At 57.9% G+C, this 20,215-nt stretch carries 20 protein-coding genes and 1 pseudogene; 9 read left to right on the top strand and 12 right to left on the bottom strand.

Features of this window, described 5'->3' with window-relative positions; all coding sequences use genetic code 11:
* The first annotated feature begins 60 nt into the window (after nt 1-60).
* Both PSUM_RS08260 and PSUM_RS08265 read left to right on the top strand, forming a co-directional pair.
* Entirely contained in the window at nt 61-963 is a 903-nt protein-coding gene (locus tag PSUM_RS08260; protein WP_083349331.1) for a LysR substrate-binding domain-containing protein, read from the top strand.
* Nucleotides 964-1,142: 179 nt separating this feature from the next.
* Complete coding sequence (locus tag PSUM_RS08265; RefSeq protein WP_083349332.1) at nt 1,143-2,063, top strand: LysR substrate-binding domain-containing protein; 921 nt, start codon at nt 1,143-1,145, stop codon at nt 2,061-2,063.
* Here PSUM_RS08265 and PSUM_RS08270 read toward each other — a convergent pair.
* The 4 genes and pseudogenes from PSUM_RS08270 to PSUM_RS32440 form a co-directional block, all read right to left on the bottom strand.
* Complete coding sequence (locus tag PSUM_RS08270; protein WP_083349333.1) at nt 1,984-2,577, bottom strand: DinB family protein; 594 nt, start codon at nt 2,575-2,577, stop codon at nt 1,984-1,986. The genes PSUM_RS08265 and PSUM_RS08270 overlap by 80 nt on opposite strands.
* 79 nt (nt 2,578-2,656) lie before the next feature.
* Nucleotides 2,657-2,794, bottom strand: coding sequence for a hypothetical protein (locus PSUM_RS31805; protein WP_020796739.1), 138 nt, complete (start codon nt 2,792-2,794; stop codon nt 2,657-2,659).
* An 8-nt stretch (nt 2,795-2,802) separates the two neighbouring features.
* On the bottom strand, nt 2,803-3,909 hold the full coding sequence (locus PSUM_RS08275) for an NAD(P)/FAD-dependent oxidoreductase (protein ID WP_033044190.1): 1,107 nt from the start codon (nt 3,907-3,909) through the stop codon (nt 2,803-2,805).
* Nucleotides 3,909-4,109 (bottom strand): annotated as a pseudogene (locus tag PSUM_RS32440) (MFS transporter); the annotation flags it as partial. The pseudogene PSUM_RS32440 and the gene PSUM_RS08275, both read right to left, overlap by 1 nt.
* A gap of 175 nt (nt 4,110-4,284) precedes the next feature.
* Between PSUM_RS32440 and PSUM_RS08285 the strand changes: the two are divergent.
* Both PSUM_RS08285 and PSUM_RS08290 read left to right on the top strand, forming a co-directional pair.
* Nucleotides 4,285-5,301, top strand: coding sequence for a GlxA family transcriptional regulator (locus PSUM_RS08285; RefSeq protein ID WP_083349334.1), 1,017 nt, complete (start codon nt 4,285-4,287; stop codon nt 5,299-5,301).
* Between the two features lie 89 nt (nt 5,302-5,390).
* Nucleotides 5,391-5,711, top strand: coding sequence for a DUF2388 domain-containing protein (locus PSUM_RS08290; RefSeq protein WP_033044188.1), 321 nt, complete (start codon nt 5,391-5,393; stop codon nt 5,709-5,711).
* A gap of 86 nt (nt 5,712-5,797) precedes the next feature.
* On the opposite strand, the gene PSUM_RS08295 is transcribed toward PSUM_RS08290, so the two are convergent.
* Nucleotides 5,798-6,589, bottom strand: coding sequence for an SDR family NAD(P)-dependent oxidoreductase (locus tag PSUM_RS08295; RefSeq protein WP_033044187.1), 792 nt, complete (start codon nt 6,587-6,589; stop codon nt 5,798-5,800).
* A gap of 123 nt (nt 6,590-6,712) precedes the next feature.
* On the opposite strand from PSUM_RS08295, the gene PSUM_RS08300 reads away from it, so the two are divergent.
* Together PSUM_RS08300 and PSUM_RS08305 are read left to right on the top strand one after the other, a co-directional pair.
* Nucleotides 6,713-7,657, top strand: a complete 945-nt coding sequence (locus tag PSUM_RS08300) for a GlxA family transcriptional regulator (protein WP_020796752.1) — start codon at nt 6,713-6,715, stop codon at nt 7,655-7,657.
* Nucleotides 7,658-7,722: 65 nt separating this feature from the next.
* Nucleotides 7,723-8,382, top strand: a complete 660-nt coding sequence (locus PSUM_RS08305; protein ID WP_020796753.1) for a methyltransferase family protein — start codon at nt 7,723-7,725, stop codon at nt 8,380-8,382.
* 74 nt (nt 8,383-8,456) lie between these two features.
* Here the strand turns inward: PSUM_RS08305 and PSUM_RS08310 are convergent, their stop codons facing one another.
* From PSUM_RS08310 to PSUM_RS08335, 6 genes are all read right to left on the bottom strand, one after another.
* The gene (locus PSUM_RS08310) at nt 8,457-9,155 is read right to left on the bottom strand and encodes an HAD-IA family hydrolase (protein WP_020796754.1); all 699 of its coding nucleotides are present in this window, start codon (nt 9,153-9,155) and stop codon (nt 8,457-8,459) included.
* 136 nt (nt 9,156-9,291) lie between these two features.
* Complete coding sequence (locus PSUM_RS08315; RefSeq protein WP_020796755.1) at nt 9,292-9,699, bottom strand: response regulator; 408 nt, start codon at nt 9,697-9,699, stop codon at nt 9,292-9,294.
* Nucleotides 9,700-9,831: 132 nt separating this feature from the next.
* Nucleotides 9,832-10,098 (bottom strand): pentapeptide MXKDX repeat protein, encoded by a 267-nt coding sequence (locus tag PSUM_RS08320; RefSeq protein WP_020796756.1) that lies wholly within the window; start codon nt 10,096-10,098, stop codon nt 9,832-9,834.
* A 52-nt stretch (nt 10,099-10,150) separates the two neighbouring features.
* A complete protein-coding gene (locus PSUM_RS08325) occupies nt 10,151-10,936 on the bottom strand; it encodes a molybdopterin-dependent oxidoreductase (RefSeq protein ID WP_020796757.1) in 786 nt (261 codons plus the stop codon).
* Entirely contained in the window at nt 10,933-11,541 is a 609-nt protein-coding gene (locus PSUM_RS08330) for a cytochrome b/b6 domain-containing protein (RefSeq protein WP_020796758.1), read from the bottom strand. Before PSUM_RS08330 ends, PSUM_RS08325 begins: the two co-directional genes overlap by 4 nt.
* Nucleotides 11,542-11,762: 221 nt before the next feature.
* Nucleotides 11,763-15,335 carry a hypothetical protein gene (locus PSUM_RS08335; protein ID WP_141195486.1) on the bottom strand — a complete coding sequence of 1,191 codons (3,573 nt, stop codon included), beginning with the start codon at nt 15,333-15,335 and terminating at the stop codon, nt 11,763-11,765.
* Between the two features lie 276 nt (nt 15,336-15,611).
* On the opposite strand from PSUM_RS08335, the gene PSUM_RS08340 reads away from it, so the two are divergent.
* Entirely contained in the window at nt 15,612-16,553 is a 942-nt protein-coding gene (locus PSUM_RS08340) for a class I SAM-dependent methyltransferase (RefSeq protein ID WP_083349336.1), read from the top strand.
* Here PSUM_RS08340 and PSUM_RS08345 read toward each other — a convergent pair.
* Complete coding sequence (locus PSUM_RS08345) at nt 16,537-17,313, bottom strand: helix-turn-helix transcriptional regulator (RefSeq protein ID WP_020796761.1); 777 nt, start codon at nt 17,311-17,313, stop codon at nt 16,537-16,539. The two genes, PSUM_RS08340 and PSUM_RS08345, sit on opposite strands and share 17 nt — an antisense overlap.
* 111 nt (nt 17,314-17,424) lie before the next feature.
* On the opposite strand from PSUM_RS08345, the gene PSUM_RS08350 reads away from it, so the two are divergent.
* A complete protein-coding gene (locus tag PSUM_RS08350; RefSeq protein WP_020796762.1) occupies nt 17,425-18,528 on the top strand; it encodes an extracellular solute-binding protein in 1,104 nt (367 codons plus the stop codon).
* A 165-nt stretch (nt 18,529-18,693) separates the two neighbouring features.
* A complete protein-coding gene (locus tag PSUM_RS08355; RefSeq protein ID WP_083349337.1) occupies nt 18,694-19,824 on the top strand; it encodes a DmpA family aminopeptidase in 1,131 nt (376 codons plus the stop codon).
* Nucleotides 19,825-20,215: the final 391 nt, after the last annotated feature.

The following is a 20,215-nucleotide window of genomic DNA, read 5'->3' on the forward strand; positions in this document are numbered from 1 at the left end:
TTGCGACCATCGGACCGTCCAAGACATAATATGCAGTACTTGAGTCGCTGGAGGTCTTACATGATCGACATCCGTCAATTGCGCTACTTCGTCGCCGTCGCCGAAGAAGAACACGTCGGTCGCGCCGCCGAACGCTTGCACATTTCCCAGTCGCCCCTGAGCCGGCAGATCGCCCAGCTCGAAGAACGCCTGGGCCTGACCCTGTTCGAGCGCAGCCAGCAACGTATCCGCCTGACCCGCGACGGCCAGACCTTCCTCGCCGAAACCCGCGCCCTGCTGACCCACGCCAACCGCCTGGAATCCCTCGGTAAACGCCTGGGGCGTGGCGAAGAAGGCGGCCTGTGCATCGGCTACATCGAAAACGCCATGCACGCCGGCGTCTTGCCCAATGCCTTGCGCGTGCTGCGTGTAACCCGCCCGAATGTGCATGTCGCGCTGTACAACCAGAGCTCCGCCGAACAACTCGAAGGCCTGCGTCAGCGTAGTCTGGATATCGCCCTGGTCAGTGAGCCGCCGACCGATGACGACCCAGACCTGCTGGGTTTCCAGGTGCTGGATGACCCTATGCTGCTGGCACTGCCCGAGCACCATCCGCTGGCCCGAAAGGTCGTGCTGACCCCGCAAGATCTCGCCGATCAGGAGTGGATTGGCGTGCAACACCACCAGAATGTCAGCAGTCGCGAAAACTTCGTCAGCGCCTGCATCCGCGCAGGCTTCACCCCGGATATCCGCATGGAAGCCACCGGCCCTTTCACTGCGATGGCGCTGGTAGCGTCAGGGCTGGGCATCGCCATGATTCAGAAAGGCTTGAGCCGCAACGCCCCCCCGGGCGTGGTACTGCGGGAAGTGCCGTGGATTGCCCTCACCAGACCATTGTGGGCGGCGTGGCACCGGATCAATCTGCGGCCGTTGGTGGAGACGTTCAGGAAGGTGCTGACAGAGCCGGAGCCGGTGCCCGCATAGGGCCGAAATCTCTGTGTGGCAAGGGGATTTATCCCCGTCAGGGCGCGAAGCGGCCTCAAAACTATAAACCGCGAAATACACCCTTCAAGTCGCCTGGCCTGCCGTCTTCGCGAGCAAGCTCGTTCCTACAAGGTTTGGTGCTTTACTGAAAAGGTTCCCAACCCCAGCGAGCCTGCACCATGAACCGCAACGACCTGCGACGCGTGGACATGAACCTGTTGGTGATTTTCGAAACGCTGATGTTCGAGAAGAACCTCACTCGGGCCGGCGAGAAGCTGTTCCTCGGCCAGCCTGCCGTCAGCGCGGCACTTGCGCGGTTGCGCGATCTGTTCGACGACCCGCTGCTGGTGCGTAACGGCCGGGTGCTGGAGCCGACGCCGCGGGCGTTGGTGATTCTCAAGGAGCTGCAACCGGCCATGGACACCATTTCCGGGGCGGTCAGTCGGGCCAAGGATTTCGACCCGTCCATCAGCCGCGATGTGTTTCGCATCGGCCTGTCCGACGATGCCGAGTTCGGCCTGTTTCCGCCGCTGCTCAAGCAGATCCGCGAAGAAGCGCAGAACGTCGTGGTGGTGGTGCGCCGGGTCAATTACCTGTTGATGTCCTCGATGCTTGCCAGCAGTGAGATTTCCGTGGGCATCAGCTACACCACGGAGCTGCCGGCCAACGCCAAGCGCAAGAAGCTACGGGACCTGAGCGTCAAGGTGCTGCGTGGCGATGACCGGCCGGGCGCCCTGACCCTGGATGAATTTTGCGAGCGTCCCCATGCGCTGGTGTCGTTTTCCGGGGACTTGAGCGGCGCTATCGACAATGACCTGGCGCGCATCGGCCGCTCCCGGCGTGTGGTCCTGGCTGTGCCGCAGTTTTCGGGCCTGCGCGCCTTGCTGGCGGGTACTGACATGCTGGCCTCGGTGCCCGACTATGCGGCCTGTGCGCTGATCGATGGCAGCAGCCAGCTGCGCGCCGACGACCCGCCCTTCGAGATCGTGCCGTCGGAACTGTCCATGGTCTGGAACGGCGTCAACGATAACGATCCGGCAGAACGTTGGTTGCGCTCGCGAATAGTGGAGCACATGTCGGCGCCACTGCCGGGGCATTGAGCGCGTTGAAGTGCGGGTCAGTCTCGCGAAGGTAGATCGGCAGGTCCGTCATCGGCGGCATGGCCGGGATTTCGAAGTACATCTGGATCACCCAGCCACGGTGATAGCTGGCGTGATTGACCACGTGCAGCAACATCGCGCCGGCGCTCATGGTGCCGCTTTCGCCGGAAACGAAAGTGAACCTCAAGGGTTTGTCCAGCGAGGCGTCGGTCTGCCGCACGCTCCAGTTGCAGTACCAGCGATCCACGTCCTGTTGCGCCAGGCGCAGCACCGCCAGTTCAGGGTGCACCAGGTCATGGGAGGTCTTGAAGCCGTGCCCTCGGCCTTCGAGGTGAGCCTGCCAGATACGGTCCACCACATAGATGTGATTGAGCGTGCCGATCATGTTCTTGAAGACACCGGCGCGTTCTTTTTCGACTTCACCTGGCGGCAATAGTGCCAGGTTATCGAAGAGACGCTGGTTGGCCCATTGTTTGTAATCGGCAAGCATGCGGGCAGTGCGTACGTTGATCATCAGATGTCTCCGATGGCGAAGAGCACATCTTCCAAGGATAGCGCTATCTGCGCGTTGCGGTGCGGGCACTGATTATCGGTCACCCCGCACCTGCACCTTTACCTTTACCTTTACCTGTAGGAGCGAGCATGCTCGCGATGGACTCGAATACTGCGTTGGGTGTCAGCCAGCCAGCGTCATCGTTGACGACCATCGCGACGGTGCGACGATTCGACATGCTCGCTCCTACAGGTGCAGACTGTTCATCACGTGCGCGGCCAACGCCAGGCAACTGGTCAGGCCTGGTGATTCGATGCCGAACAGATTGACCAGCCCGGGAATGCCATGCTCGGCGGGGCCACTGATGCGAAAGTCGGCGGCCGGCTCGTTCGGGCCGCTGATTTTCGGGCGAATGCCGCTATAGGCCGGTTGCAGGCTGTCATTCGGCAAGCCCGGCCAGTAACGGCGGATCGCCGCGTAAAAGCCGTCGGCCCGGGCTGGATCCACGCGGTAATCGACCCTGTCGACCCATTCCACATCCGGCCCGAAACGCGCCTGACCAGCGAGGTCTAGGGTCATGTGCACACCCAGCCCGGCGCTTTCCGGTGCCGGGTACACCAGATGGCGGAACGGCGCGCGGCCACTGAAACTGAAATAGCTGCCCTTGCACAATCGCGCCTGGGGAACGTATTGCGTTGGCAGGCCAGCGATTCGGCTTGCCACTTCCGGCGCGGACAATCCCGCACAGTTGATCAGCTCGCGGCAGCTCAAGGTCATGGGCTCGGCGCCACCCATGTGCAACTCGAAACCCTGTTCACTGCAGCGCGCCGACAACAGCGGCGTGTGAAAGGCCAGCGATGCGCCCAAGGCCTCGGCATCGGCCTGCAACGCCAGCATCAGGCCATGGGAGTCGACAATGCCGGTGGATGGCGACCACAGCGCGGCAACACAGGACAATTCAGGCTCCAGCGCCCGCGCCTGACCGGCCTCCAGCCATTGCAGGTCATCGACGCCATTGCGCCGGCCCTGCTCGAGCAAACCCTGCAAGGTCACACGCTGCGCATCATCGATGGCGACGATCAGCTTGCCCAGCCGACGATAATTGACGCCGTGGTCGTCGCAGAAGGCGTAAAGGCGTTGCTTGCCCTCCACGCACAACCGCGCCTTGAGACTGCCACTGGGGTAATAGATACCGGCGTGGATCACCTCGGAATTGCGTGAACTGATACCCACGCCAATCCCTTCGCCGGCCTCGACCAGGATCACTTCGCGTCCGCCCATGGCCAGGGCCCTGGCCACCGCCAGCCCGACCACACCAGCCCCGACCACCACACAGTCGACATCAACGCTCATCAAACCAGCCCTCGCTCACGGTAATCGATCAGGCTGGAGAATATCGCCAGCAGCATGGCCATGACCACGAAGAAGATCAGCACCAGGAAATACGAGCCGGTGAACTGTACTATTCAACCGATCAGGGTCGGCACGATCACCCCGGCCATATTACGGTTGAGAACGTACTTCCAGGCCAGCACACCGGCGAGCATGGTGCCAACCCCGGCAATTACGCACGCGACCAATGAGTTGAAGTTGTACGCAAACACCTATTGATTGAAGTTTTCCCGCGCAAGTGACATAAAACCCTGAATTCCGGACAGCCGACCAGATGCGATAACGCTTATATCGTTTGCGAATTATCATAATTCCAACGCGTCAACACAGAAGCCTATGAACGATATCCCCCGCACGCCCGTCACCGAGTCCCTGTCCGACCCAACGCGCTTGATCGTATTCCTCGCCTACCCCGAAATGGGCCTGCTGGATTTGACCGGCGCGCAAACCGTATTCTGGGCGGCTTCGCGCTACCTCAACAGCAGCAATCTGCCAGGCTACAAACTGCAGACCGCCAGCCTGACCGGTGGCCTGATCCATACCGCAGAGGGCCTGGCCGTCGACACAGTGCCACTGAGCACCTTCAACGACCAATCGATCGACACGCTGATCGTTCCCGGCGCACCGGCCATTATCCTGGCGATGAACAACGCCCAGAGCCTGGTCGAGTGGCTTAAGCAGGCATCGACCAAAGCCAGGCGCACCGCTTCGGTGTGCAGCGGTACGTTCCTGCTGGCCGAGGCCGGATTGCTCGAAGGTCGGCGCGCCGCCACCCATTGGGCGATGTGCGGCCTGCTCAAGGAGCGCCATCCATCCATCGAAGTCGACAATGATGCGATCTTTGTCCAGCAGGATTCAGTCTGGACCTCCGCCGGGGTCAGCGCCGGCATCGACCTGGCGCTGGCGCTGGTCGAAGAAGATGGCGGACGTGAGCTCGCACTGCTGACAGCGCGGGAAATGGTGGTGTTCCTCAAGCGCCCCGGTGGCCAGGCCCAGTACAGCCAGTTGCTGCAATCGCAAACCAGCGAAGGTGCGGCCTTCGACGACTTGCATTTGTGGATCACGCAGAACCTGTCTGGCGCCAACCTCACCGTCGAGACACTCGCCCAACAGGTTCAAATGAGCCCGCGCAACTTTGCCCGGGTCTACAAACTCAAGACCGGCCGCACGCCGGCCAAGGCCGTGGAAGTGCTGCGCGTGGAAGCTGCGCGACGCTTGCTGGAGGATTCGGAGCGCAACATCGATCAGATTTCCCGGTTGTGCGGCTTCGGGGATGAAGAGCGCATGCGCCTGACCTTCCAACGCAACCTCGGGGTTTCGCCGCGGGATTATCGCAACCGGTTTTCGCGCTGAAAACCTGCCAGGGGAACTCCTGACGACCGCCATGCATCCTAAAGGGTGAGAGACTTCCTTTTTGCTTCACGTCTTCAGAGGACACCGTCATGCGCCGTCTGATTATCATTTCTTCCCTTTTGCTGTGCTTACCTGTCGGCTCCGCGATGGCCGATGTGGATGCAAAGGATGTCGCCACGTCGGCCGGGGTTTCCGCCTCGCTGTATTCGACGTTCAAGGATGACAAACTGATGATTCCCGCCCGGGATGACGCCTCCAGCTTCGTGGCCAGTGGCGGCGCGATTCGTGGCGTTTATCTGGAGCAGGTACTGCAGCGGATTCGCCAACAGCATCCTGACCTCAACAGCGCCAGCGACGAAGACCTGGCTCGCGCAATTCTTGTCCAGGAAGGCGTTCCGGCTGGCCAGTAATGTCAGTAATGATCTATGTAGCGCGGTGTTGTTGATGGCCCCATCGCGGACTTGCCCGCGATGGGGACCAAAAGAGCACAGTCAAGCTATCGATAACGCGCTGCTGCCGTGGAATTGCCGAACAGCCCGGACAGCACTTGGCGCTGCGCTTCGTAGCGATCCCACTGCTCCCCGTCGTGTAATCCCGGAATGGTCACCACTTCCCCCTTCTCCAGCCCCACCAGTGCGGCATCGACCATTTCTTCGGCGGACATCACAATCTCCTGCGGCAAATTCTCCACCGGGTTGCCGGCCTCGCTCCAGAAGTCGGTGGCGGTCGCGCCTGGCAGCACGGCCTGGATACGAATGCCTTTATCCGCCAGTTCCCGGTGCATCGATTGGCTCAGGCCCAGGACAAATGCCTTGGTCCCGCCATACACACCATTGAGGATTTCCGGGGCGATGGCGACGATCGACGAAATGTTGATCACGGTCCCGGCACCGCGTTCGACGAAGCCCGGTATCGTCGCATAGGCCAGGCGTGTCAGCGCGGTGATGTTGAGGCTGATCATGTCTTCCATGTCATCCACGGGGCTGCCGAGCAACGGCATGACCGCGCCAACTCCAGCGTTGTTGACCAACAACGTGATGCTCGCGTCACTTCGCAGTATCTGTTCGACCCGCAACAAGTCGGCCTTGTCTTTCAGATCCGCGGCGACCACTTCCACATTACGGCCGGTCTGGTCGCTCAGCCGGTTGGCCAGCGTGATGAGTTTTGCCTGACTGCGCGCGACCAGGATCAGGTCGTAACCCTGCCGGGCGAGACGGTCGGCATACACCGCGCCGATGCCCGAAGAGGCGCCAGTGACCAGTGCAGTGCCTTTGGAGGAGAGAGCCATGTTCATTTTCCTTCACAGTGAGGCGAGACAATCGCCAGTCAGGAACTGTTATAAAGGGACTCGTGTCCGTCGCAAATGACGTTTAACCTACGTTTTTAGGACATCAGTTTTGAGGATTGGGCGATGATCAGCGTGGCGTTTGTGGTGTTCGAGGGTTTCCAGTCCATGGCGCTGGCTGCCATGCCGGTATTCGAATATGCCAATTTCAGTGCTGGGCAAGCCCTGTATGACGTGCGTGTACTGTCCGAAGACGGCCGCACCTTGCGCGCTTCTGGTGGCCTGAATGTTGGCACCGAGGCGTTCGACGAGCGGGTGTTCGATACGGTGATCGTGGTGGGCGGCGACACCATCCTCGAGCAGGCGCCCGAGGGTGTACTCGACTACGTGCGTGCCAGTGCCAGGACCGCCCGCCGTACCGCGTCGATTTGCTCTGGAGCCTTTGTCATGGCCCAGGCCGGATTGCTTGAGGGCCGGCGGGCTACCACGCATTGGGCTTATGCACGGCAACTGCAAGAACGCTTTCCATCGATCAAGGTTGAACCCGATCGAATCTACGTGATCGACGGCGCGATCTGGACCTCCGCCGGCATGACCGCCGGCATCGACCTGGCGCTGGCCATGGTCGAAAAGGATCACGGCGCCGAACTCGCACGTGCCGTAGCGCAGAAACTGGTGATGTACCACCGCCGTGCCGGCGGGCAATCACAGCACTCGGCGCTGCTGGAACTGGCGCCGAAATCCGACCGCATCCAGACCGTCCTCGCCTACGCTCGGGAGCACCTGGCGCAGACCTTATCGGTGGAACAACTGGCGCAAGTGGCGAGCCTCAGCTCGCGGCAATTCAGCCGTGCGTTCCGTACCGAAACCGGTCAGTCGCCCGCCAAGGCCATCGAGAACCTGCGCCTGGAGGCGGCACGGCAGATGCTTGAGGGTGGTCGCCTGACACTCGAGCAGATTGCCTTGGAAAGCGGGTTTATCGATCCTCGGCGCATGCGCGAAGCATTCCTTCGAACATTCGGGCAACCACCGCAGGTGATCAGGCGCAATGCGCGATCAGCGGCACAATGATGATCGTTCCCCTGCTCCGCGTGGGAACGGTCGGCGCTACACTGGGAGTGTCGGGGGTATTGCCTATGAAAATCTCGGCCAAACTGGCGTTTTTCGCCATCGTCTCCACCCTCGCCTACCTCTTGCTGGCAATTTGGGGGCTGGGCGGCTTCGCGGCGTTTTTTTCCCATACCGCCTTGGTGGTGGTTGCCCTGGCGACGCTGGTCATGGCCATCGCTTCGCTGTTTACCGAGGTCAACCTGAGTTCCGGTGAGCGCGAGGACAGGGCCAATCGCTGGGTACTGCCAGCGTTCGGAGTGATCGGGTTATTGAGTGGTTTTTTCCCGGCCTACACCGACCGCATCGACTTCTGGACCTTCGGTGGCGAAGGCGTGCGTTGGCTCGGGGCGCTGCTCTTCATCATCGGCGGCGTGCTGCGAATGTGGCCGGTGTTCGTGCTCGGCAAACGCTTCAGTGGGCTGGTGGCGATCCAGCCGGGCCATCGCCTGGTGACCGACGGGATTTATCGTCGCTTGCGCAACCCCAGTTACCTGGGGATGTTGGTGATTGCCGTGGGCTGGGCGCTGGCGTTTCGTTCGGGGGTCGGATTGCTGCTGGCCGCGCTGACCGTGATTCCGCTGATCGCGCGGATTCATGCCGAGGAAGCATTGTTACGGGCGCAATTTGGCAGTGAATATGAGGCTTATTGCGCCCGGAGCTGGCGATTGATTCCGAAACTCTACTGAGACACACCCCCCACTGTGGGAGCGAGCCTGCTCGCGAAAGCGCAGTGCCAGGCAACGTTTATGTCGGCTGGAAGTCAGCGTTCGCGAGCAGGCTCGCTCCCACAGTGGATCGTGCGAAGTCGAATCACGCCGTGGGCGTCTAGGCGGGCAACGACCTCGTCATAATTTGCCAACGTGGCGTGCGCCGTCACAATCGGCTGCTCATGTGTCGCCGTGACAATCAGTAAATCCGCCCCCGCCGCCTCGGCTGCGAGAATGCCTACCGTTGCATCTTCGAAAACCAGGCAATCCGATATTTCAACACCCAGCCGCTGCGCAGCCAATCGATAACCGGCCGGGTCAGGTTTGCCAGCGGCGACATCTTCGGCAGTGACCAGCACAGCCGGCTCCGGAATCCCTGCGGCTGCCATCCGCCGCAACGCGAGCGCCCTCGGGGCGGAGGTCACGATGGCCCATTGATCGGCTGGCAAAGACTGGAGAAAGCGCGCCGCGCCCGCCACTTCTTCAACACCCCCGACATCCTCGATTTCCGCTTCGGTGATCCACGCCGCTTCGGCCTGGGCATCGACTCCGGGCAATGCCAGGCGATTGATGGTGTCGATGGCGCGGGCACCGTGAATGGTCGGCAGGAAGGTCTCGACATCGACGCCGTGACGCACGGCCCAAGCAGCCCAGACGCGCTCGGCGGCGGCAATTGACGTAAGGATGGTACCGTCCATGTCGAACAGGAAGGCACGGTAAGGAACGTTCAAGACGGATTCGGGAGCAGACAAAGGGTCCTTCCTATCTCAAGGATCTGATGGGATGCCCCGAGAAATGTACACGATCGAACGAACTGTCGCAGGCTGCGATTTTCAAGATCGAAAGATCGAGAGATCGTCCGAACGCGGCCCGAGCCTGCGGCAGCTCCTACAGGGGACGGCGTGATTTCAGTGCGCCGTCCACGCAATCAAGCAATTGACCCACCGCCCAGGGTTTCTTGATAAACGAGACATTATGCCGGACCCCGGAAGTTGCAGGGGTTTCGAAGCCGGACATGATCATGATCGGTTTGTCCGGCCAACGATCTCCGAACAGATTGGCCAGGTCCGCGCCGTTGAGCGTTCCCGGCATGGTGATGTCCGTGAGAAGCATCCCGACTTCGGGTGCGTGGCTCTGCAAATACTCCGATGCGGCGTCCGCGCTGGTTTGCGCTTGCACTACATAGCCTTCCTCTTGAAGAATTTCGCAAAGAAACTCCAGGATCAGCGGGTCGTCCTCAACCACCAGAATCAACCCGCCATGAAGCTGTCCGCCCGCTGTCGATTCTCGACTCATGACCTTGCCGCTCCCTGATCACACCAGTTTATATGCGGGCTTGAAATCCGCTACCTACAGGTATGAGCGGCAGTCTCTGCGGAAATTCATTTTTGATACAAACAGACGACGAAATCGGTGTTTGCGAGACGTTTACCGGGACATCGGGTCTTTTTTCATAGCGTCCTTGGACATGGCGTCTTTCTTCATGCTGTCCTTGCTCATGGCATCCTTGGACATGGTGTCCTTGCTCATCGTGTCCTTGGCCATCGAATCCTTTTTCATGACGTCCTTATGCATGGCGTCCTTGGACATCGAGTCTTTGCTCATGCTGTCCTTGCTCATCGTATCGCCAGCAAAAACACTGGCAGCGCCGATGGCCAGGCACATGGACAGAACAACAGTGGTCAACTTTTTCATGGTGAAACTCCTTGATGCATGGGGTGTGGACGGGGGAATTGCCGGGGTTGCGTCAGCTGCCACCGAACCAGTTGTAGCCCTGGTCTTCCCAGTAGCCGCCGCTGTAGGTGTTGCTGACGAAAATCGCCTGGATGTGCTTGGGATTCTTGTAGCCGAGCTTGGTGGGCATGCGCAGTTTCATCGGGAAGCCGTATTCGCGCGGTAGCACAGCGCCATCATAGGTCAGCGTCAACAGGGTTTGCGCATGCAGTGCGGTGGCCATGTCGATGCTGGTGTAGTAATCGTCGGCGCACTTGAAACCGACGTATTTGGCGTCTGTATCGGCCCCGACCCGTTTCAGGAAATCGCTGAAGCGCACACCGCCCCAACGACCGATCGCGCTCCAGCCTTCGACGCAGATATGCCGGGTGATCTGCTCGGTTTGCGCCATGGCGCGCAGCTCTTCGAGCCGCCAGGTGCGCTTGTCCGTCACCAGGCCGGTGACCTCCAGCCGATAGCTCTCCTCCTCCACCGTCGGCGCTTCGTCGATGCCGTAGAAGGCATTGAACGGAAATGGCCGGGTGATCATCGACGCCGGGTAGGTCGGCGCCATGGCATTGGGGTTGAACAGCCAGCCTTGCACCCGGTCGTTGAAGCGCGACATGGCGGACAACGCGGTCTCGACGCTGTCGTTGTCGGTGAGGTTGCAACCGGACAACATGGCCACGCCGCCCAGTGTCAAGCCACGCAGCAGGAACGAGCGGCGCGAGCGGTCTTCGATCTGCGGGGCGAGGATTTTACGGGCGTCGGTCAGGATGGATGACTCATCCAGCCCGGCGTCTTGAATGGGCTTTTTCATATGGGCTCCTTGCGACCGACAATCATGGCCAACAGTGTTTTGGGAACCAGTGCCACCATCACCAGGTGGACCGCGACGAACGCCACCAACAGTGCCATCGCGATGAAATGTACATGGCGCGCACCTTCGTAGCCCCAGAGCAATTCACGCAACAGCGGGAACTGCACCGACTTCCACAGCACCAGCCCGGAGAGCACCAGCAGCGTGATATCGACCATCACGAACAGGTACGCCAGCCGTTGCACCTGGTTGTAATGATTCAGGTCGGCATGTCCCAGCTTGCCGCGCAACGCGGCCCAGAAGTCATGCAGCACGCCTTTGGGCGAGACCGGGAAAAAGCGCCGCTTCAGGCGCCCGCTGAACAGGTTGCAGGCCAGGTAGACGAGGCCGTTGACGGCCAGGAACCACATCGCCGCGAAGTGCCATTGCAGGGCGCCGCCCAGCCAACCGCCGAGGGTGATGCCTTTGGGAAAACTGAAATCGTAAAGCGGGGAAGCGTTGTAGATGCGCCAACCACTGGTGACCATGACCAACACGGCGAGTGCGTTGAGCCAGTGGGTCAGGCGCAGCCAGCGCGGATGAGATGAAACAGGTGGGCACGGCATGGTCGGCTCCCGACGGTTGATCGATGGAGCGATTATGTGAGCCGACAGATCGCCAAATCCTCACGTAAAGTTAAATTAATCGTGATAACTGCGCAGGTAGTGCGCCAAGTGTTTTCTCCGCCCATTACCCTCGCCATCAGATCAGGACGCAGTGCTGCAACATTAGGTGAGATGGGCCAGGCATTCTTCTCCAAGGCCCATCCACACATCGCCCAAATAACTTACTTACAGCCGGGTAACGAGTTTAATGTATTTTTGATACTTTCAATTTCACGCTCTACAAAACGATCCCTGCTAGCCACACGCCCCTCCAAGACATTAAGTATGCTCTGCGCCTTTTCAGTACTTCTGTTACTCGGCCATTCTTCATGAGAAAAACCGGTTGTCGGAGCCGAAATATTGTTTTCTGTGCCTGGGTTGAGCTGCCCCCTCATATTTGATATTTCCCGGGTGACTTCAGATGTAATTGAAGACCGGCTAGATGAACGACTTAACGTTCCAGGAGAGTTTATACCGGAGTCAAAACTTGTAGTGCTATCGTATCGCCCCCTGGTTAAGTCACCCGTTTTTTTAGACAATTGCACGCTACGCCAGCTATCTTCTTGTTCCTGTTTACGATTTGCATGATTCAACTTTGCCTTATCGGTTTCAGAGAGCGCAATTCCATTAAGTTGTCTGGACCATTCAACGCCCCTGTCTGCGCGGTTTTTTTCATACTTCTCCTGTTTCTCCGCTTGACTCTGCCTTAGCATATTTTGTCTCTCCCTTTCTTCCTGAACACGTTCATTCAAGAAATTTTTATAATCTCGGGCACCTGCATCAACTGAATACTTCTTCAGTTCAGCAGCCCCCTGATAAACTCTTCTTTTTACCCGCTCTTTTTCGGCACCTCTAACAGCGATATCAGAATTATCAGCTGCAATTTTTACTCTTCGCTGATCAGCAGTACCTATCAGCAAATTGATTGCCGCAGTGGCTCGCACCTCTTTATTAATATCGGCAAATATGTTAACAGTCTCGACTTTAACATCGAATATTCTTAGATAATCAGGAGGAAGAATATTCCGCGCTGCTTGTTCACCCATCGTCCCAGCGCGCACACAATTAGCTAGAGACTGCATCAAGCTATCTTTTATTTGCGCAGGCACCTGTGCTGCGCCCTGGGATGGAAAACGAGTATTAAAATAATAGCCCGGAATCTTTAACAGTTCACTTGACTGATTAAAAACCTCAGAATTTATTGCTGTGGCTTGTACCGCAGGCGAGGCCTTTGCAAGCAGACTAGTAAACTCCAGCATGCGTCCAATTTGTATTGCCTTGATTTGCCCACCTGAATTCAAAGCAATGTTCAACTTTTTTTGTAATTCGGCGCTAGATGGACCAACAGTACCTGCAGGGTTACTCCCCGGTGCAGTGGGAGGGATGATTGCATTGGCCGAACCGGATGGCCTGTCTGGCTTTGTCTCATCCTCGCTATCACTGTCAGATGTTGCCCCAGATCGGATTGCTCCCGATAACGCGCCAGCGACCGCACCGGCTCCGCCTTTGTCTGGACCGTCTTCACCGAGTTTCTTGTCAAGAGCGTTGGCAATGGGAGCGCAAACTTCTTCTTGTGTTATGTGTTGTGCCGGCCCGCCGCCTTTCAAACCCGGATTTCCTGGCAATTGAGGCCGACCGTTTTTCGCCTGAATCTTATTAAAGATACTCAAATCGTTGCCATCCGAATCCGAATCCGAATCCGAGTCGGTATCGGCATCACTCGAATTGGAGTAACACTCTTTCAAACGACGCTCCTCTGCCTCCGAGATCTGTATATACGCATTTAGCGTCTTCGTTTCAACTTCAGTCAACTCATCATGATCCTTAAATAGCTCCTCAGGAAGTATGCGCTTAACCGCTTCAGTTAAATTTCCAAAACGACGCTCAGCGATCGGTTTATAATGACCGCTGCCATTAGTCCAGAGCTTTAGCTGTCCATCTTCAAACAAAAAATCTCCCGCATAAAGTACATCCTTACCTTGGGCTAGCGAGCTGTGGCCTTCAACATAGTAGGGGTTATGATGTCGATATTCATTTAGCTCTCCTTTCGAATTCTGTTGGCCATTGTTCATACCACAATAAATACGATCAGGTTCATCTGGAAGGATGACATATGAGAAAACACCTTTCAGGTTGTACCTTCTTCCATTATCCTTGCGGACTAGCTCATATTTATCTTCGTCATTTTTCGCCACATAAAATATTTGACCGGACACCGCTTCTTTTTCCACATGAAAATCAGGAATTTGCGGTATCGGCACCATAAGCTCTGTCAAAATGCTCTCATCACGAAACTTAACTTTAAGCGCAGGACTCTTATCAAATAATTTCTCAATGACAGTCTCTTTGAGTGGATACCTATAGCCCGCCCCCTTGAGTTTATCCAAACCGGACGCTATGTAGGTTATGAATGTATTTTTACGCTTTTCGAATGGATTCACCTTGCCCAAATTCGGATTGATATGTTTATCGAACCCTAGGGTATAGGCTCTAATAGCCGCAAATTCTTCCTGAGAAATAATAGGCGCCACCCCTGACTCCTGATACAACTTGTTAATCTCTTCGGGACTACCCACCATCTTTTCAGCTTCATTTCCCCCTAGGTTAAAATCACGAAACATCTCGTAGAACAAACCTGTCAACATTGGCGAAACCGATGCGTCAACTGGTTCTAAATTTGTAGTAGGCGGCTGTACAAAACGTCCATATAGCGGCACTTCTTGATTACCAGTTCTTGAAGTATCATCGGTTCCTTGTGGTGAAGAGGTGGGAGTTGAGTCGGTAGAAAATAGTTTGTCACTCCACAACTTCGGATCCTGTTCCCACGGAGCGGAAACTGTTTTATTATTTTTATAAAACTTGACAGCATCGCCCAATTGCGCTCTGCATCGATACAAATGTCGCAACTCCTCAGCCGTTATTCCGCCTGCTTTTAAATCCTTATTACCAACCACACTTCCCATCTCAATATCATCCAGAAAAATGTGCAGGTAGGCTGTTGGCCCACCGCCACTTTTTTGCTGAACAAACTCATCAATCATACTTTTACTTTTATTAGAAAAGAGATAGGTGGCAGACTCGTGAATCCGTCGCCACGCCTCTCCTCCAGAAAACTTTCCCTGAATTTTTTCTGTTTCGAGCAGGCCGAATGCGTGGGCGTAACGAGGATGTCTGCTTAAATCTGAAAATAATTCATCCAAGCTTTTATCTGAAAGTTCGGAACAATCTTTATTAGTACCTCCGCCCTCTTTGCCTTTCTCTTCCAGCTCAACAATATAATCAAAAACCCCAGAAACAAATGCTATAACACCCTCCACGGAGGCAGTGGATGTTACATCCGACAAAGCAGTTTTGTCAGCTTTGATATTTTCACTTCCAACCGTTTCATCCCTGCCTGATTTCTTACGTCGTTGTTCTTCCTTCACGACGATAACCAGCGCGTCCTCCACATCAAGTATCGTATCTGGCTTGTCGTTTACCTTTGAGACTGGCGTGCCTTCAAAATCATAGGCTTCAGGCTGTTCGGCCATTATGTTAAACGCGACCCTCAGGTTTTCCAGCAGACGGGCTGGCGTCCATGCGGGATGTTCCTTGCTGGTAACCGAAGGCAGACCTAATATACGATCCCCTTTGGCTTCAGAAAAAGAAGAGCAAAAATTTTCTTCCGGCACTGCTTTCGTAGAGACTGTTTCGTTAGTTTTAGCTTGAACACTTTGAATGTTTGCGGAGCTGGAAGAACTGCGAGAAGGGAACATGCTATTTATTTCCACCGTCAATTTATGCAGATTTTTTAATGCCGCGAACTGGTTTGTTACGCAGTTTGAACTCCCCCTCAATGACAGCAACTCTGTTATTGTATCTAAATATTTGATACCGCCACCTATTTTTACCTTTATGAAAAGTCAAGCAATATCAATCAGCCTGAAGTTGTGGGTTGCCCTGCACCATAGGACCCCACGTTGATTACGCACCCATCCATTCGCCACAATTTTGGTTAAAATACCGCCCCCTCAAATCGCCGACCCGACCCGATGAATTCAGAAGCGCTGACCACCCTCCATGACCATCTACTGACTGCCCTGGCAACGGCACCTGCGGAAACCCGCCGCCTGTTCCACGGCCGCGGCCGCTGCTGGCCAGGGCTGGAGCAAGTGACCGTCGACTGGTTGCAGGGCGTAGTGCTGGTGTCGCTGTTCAAGGAGCCGGAAGCGGCGCAGTTGGAGGCGTTGAAAGCTGTGCTGCTGCAGATCACCCAGTCAGCGACATGGACGCAATCCGGCGCCCACACCCTGCTGCTGCAACACCGCTACCTGCTGCAAAGCACTACCGAATGGTTGCTCGGGGAAGAAATCGACGAGCTGACGATTGTCGAAGGCGGCTTGAAGTACCGGGTGGACCTGGGGCGTAAACAGAACACCGGGCTTTTCTTCGACATGCGCTACGGCCGCGATTGGGTGCGCGCCAATGCCCAGGGCAAGCGCGTGTTGAACCTGTTCGCCTACACCTGCGGTTTCTCGGTGGCGGCCATCGAGGGCGGCGCGACCCACGTGGTCAACCTGGACATGTCCAGCCCGGCCCTGAGCCGCGGGCGTGACAATCACCGGCTCAACGGGCATGACCTGGGCAAGGTAACTTTTCTCGGCCACGACCTCTTCAAGTCTTGGGGCAAGGTGATCGGTAAGGGTCCGTATGACCTGGTGATCATCGACCCGCCGTCGTTCCAGAAAGGCAGCTTCCTGCTGACCAAGGACTACCAGCGGGTACTGCGTCGCCTGCCGGAACTGCTCAGCCCCGAGGGCACGGTGCTCGCGTGCATGAACGACCCGGCCTTCGGTGCGGACTTCCTAATCGATGGCGTCACCCGTGAAGCCCCGAGCCTGCGGTTCGAGCAGCGCCTGGACAATCCGCCGGAGTTTCCGGATGCCGATATCGAGTGTGGGTTGAAGGCGTTGGTGTTTACCCTGGCGGATTGAGCACCAAAGCAAACAACTCCCCATGCCCGTTCACGTTGAGCTTGTGATAGAGATTGCGCCGATGCACCTTCACCGTCTCCGGGGAAATTCCCATCCGCTGGGCGATGGCCTTGCTGGAGAAACCCTGGAGAATCAGGCGTGCGGTTTCGATTTCGCGCACCGACAATCGTGCATCGAAGCGATCGAGCAAGGCCGCCAGGTCCCCGGCTACGGCTTCGACCGTCGGGCCTTCCGGCGGTAGCAATTGCAGGTGCCGACGCATCGCCGCCAGCACCCAGTCGCGTACGCACAGCAGGCGTCCCTGCTCTTGCAGCGTGAAGCGTGTCGCACGTCCCAGGGACAAACCGAGGACGGCGCCGTCGACGTTGACCATGAACTGCAGTTCGTCCCCGCCTACCACCGTGCGAAAGTAGCTCAGGTAGTACTCGCTTTGCTGAAACTGGTCCGGCGCCACCGAGTCGAGGCTGTGCAAGCCATCGGCGATGCCGGCGCAGACGGCCAGGTAAAACGGATCGAGCAGGTACATGCCGGCGCTGTAGTCCGCCAGTTCTTCATGCTCATCTCCGCTACCCCTGGAGTCGAAATCGATCAGCAGGCGAGGCACCCGTCCCGGTCGCATCACCGCGACCAAGGCGTTGTCCAGCGGCACCAGCAAGCGCAGGGTGTCGACCAGCGCACGCCAGAATGCGTCCTGGCCCAACACGCCAAATACCCGCGCCAATCCCTGGTGCAGCGGTAACTCTTTCAACAACGCGTCCACGCACTACCCCTTTTGAGTAACCCATCATGGGAATGGGTAACGGCCACCCCGGTCGATACGCTGCAAGCTCCTGATCATCACCGGCCTGCAGCAGGCCAGGAGTGCCGCATCATGAGTGGTCACCGCTCGTATTTCAATCTGGGGCTGGGCGCCTGTCTGGTGGCTTCGCTATCAGCGGTTGCTGCCGATGGTCCTACCGTGCACGTGTACAACTGGTACGACTACATCGGCCCCAATACCCTGCATGACTTCAAGCGGGACACCGGTATCCAGCCGGTCTACGACACCTTCGACAGTGCCGAAGTCCTCGAAGGCAAACTGCTCACCAGCCGCAGCGGCTACGACGTGGTCGTGGCCAGCAACTTCAGCCTGCCAACCCTGATCAAGGCGGGCGCGCTCGCCCCTCTGCCCCGCGCCGAGATGCCCGATTTCAACAATATGGACACCGATCTGCTGGCGAAACTGGCCAACAACGATCCGGGCAACCAGTACGCCGTGCCGTATCTGTGGGGCACCAACGGCATCGGCTATAACGTGGACAAAGTGCGCGCCATGCTGGGCGACAAGGCGCCGGTGGATTCCTGGGACCTGGTGTTCAAGGAAGAGAACCTGGCCAAACTTGGCGAATGCGGGGTGGCGATGCTCGACTCGCCCGCGGAAATGCTGCCGGTCGCCCTGCACTACCTGGGCCTGCCGCCCAACAGCACTAACCCTGAAGACTACAAAAAGGCAGAAGCGCTGCTGCTCAAGCTGCGGCCACATATCGCCTACTTCAATTCGTCGAAGTTCATCAGTGATCTGTCCAACGGCAACATCTGCGTGGCAGTGGGTTGGTCCGGCGCCATGCTCGAAGCCAAGGCCACCGCCGAGCAGGCCGGCAACGGCGTGAAGATCGCCTACAGCTTGCCCAAGGAAGGCGCACCGGTGTGGTTCGACACGCTGGTGTTGCTCAAGGACGCACCGCATCCGCAACAAGGCCTGGCCTTCATCGACTACCTGATGCGCGCCGAGGTCATCGCCCCGGTCAGTAATCACCTCAACTACCCCAACGGCAACCGTAACGCGACAGCGCTGGTGGCCGAAGCGACGCGGACCAACCCGGCTGTTTATCCGTCGGCCGAAGCCATGGCCACGTTGTTCACCCTGCAACCCTTGCCGCCGGCCACCGAGCGTGTGCGCACGCGGATCTGGAGCAAGGTCAAGAACGGCCAGTAGCTGCACCACCGCCAATCCCTTGTGGGAGCGAGCCTGCTCGCGAAAGCGGAGTGTCAGTCGACATCAACCTTGCCTGATGCACCGCATTCGCGAGCAGGCTCGCTCCCACAGGTTCCGCGCCCGAACGATTACCTTTTTGTCATTACCTTGAAGATGAGAACCCCCATGAAACCACGTGCCCGCGATCTCAACATCCAGTTTGGCCAGCTGCAGCCCGGTCCCCTCAACGCGATCACCGACGTACCTGGCGTGCGGGTCGGTCATAGCGATGTACGCGGTCGCTCCGCCAAGGGCCGCGATATCGTCACCGGGGTGACCGTGATCGAACCCCGTGCCGGTTCCACCAGCCAGCAACCGTGTTTTGCCGGGGTCCATGTGCTCAATGGCAACGGCGATGCCACGGGCCTTGAGTGGATTCGCGAAGCGGGTCTGTTGACCAGCCCGATCGCCTTTACCAACACCCATAGCCTGGGCGTGGTGCGCGATGCCTTGATCGTGCTGGACCGTGAGCAGCAACCTGACGACGGGCGGCTCTACTGGAACATGCCGGTGGTGCTGGAGACCTACGACGGCTTGCTCAATGACATCAACGGCTTCCACGTGAAGCCCGAGCATGTCGCCCAAGCCCTGCACGCGGCGGTCGGCGGCCCTGTGGCCGAAGGCAATGTCGGCGGTGGCAGCGGCATGATCTGCCACGAGTTCAAGGGCGGCATCGGCACCGCTTCGCGACGCTTGAGCAGTGCCCAGGGTGGCTGGACGGTGGGCGCGATCGTCCAGGCCAACCATGGCATTCGCAATGAGTTGCGCGTCGATGGCTACCCGGTCGGGCGCTACATGGAACAGGTCGACTCACCCTTTCTCAAGGCTGCACTGCCGCACCCGGGCATGGGCTCGATCGTGGTGTGCCTGGCCACCGACGCGCCCTTGCTGCCGCACCAATGCACCCGCCTGGCCCAACGCGCCAGCCTCGGCCTGGCCCGCACCGGTGGCGGCAATGAAGACCACAGCGGCGACATCTTCATCGCGTTCGCCACCGGCAACCAGCATGTGCCGCCAGCGGCTTACGAGAGTAAAAAAGCGCCAACCTGCGATAACCTGAGCATGGTCAATAACGATCACATCAGCGAATTGTTCCTGGCGGCCACCGAGGTTGTCGAAGAAGCCATCATCAACGCCTTGCTCGCAGCCGAAACGACGGAAGGTAACGGCCATGCGGTGCCGGGGCTGGATGCCGAAACGCTGCTCGAGGCCCTGAACCAGGCCGGTTGGCCCGGGAAGCACAATCGCAGAAGCTGACACTTGTGGGGGGATTCGACTAGTGGTACTTGAGACCGCCCCCCCATCTTCCTACGATGGAGTTGCGCAATCGCTTGCTTGTCCAAGCCGTTGCGTAGGTGGTGAGTGCACTGAACCCCTATCAAGCTCACCGCCTGCTTCATGCGCATCTTGAGCCTCAAGGGCTCTACTTCTCCCCATCAAAGAGCTTTGAGGCTCTTTTTTAACTGCGCGAAAACCACACCTGAAAAAGCCCGGCACCTGGCCGGGCTTTGTGCATTCTTATACACATCGCAGATCCCCCTGTTGGAGCGAGCATGCTCGCGAAAAACCTGAGCTCGCCGCGGGGTGTCAGTCTTATAGCGTTATCGTTAACGACCATCGCGACGGTGCGACGATTCGACATGCTCGC

This window comes from Pseudomonas umsongensis, from assembly GCF_002236105.1.
GTDB classification, from domain to species: domain Bacteria; phylum Pseudomonadota; class Gammaproteobacteria; order Pseudomonadales; family Pseudomonadaceae; genus Aquipseudomonas; species Aquipseudomonas umsongensis.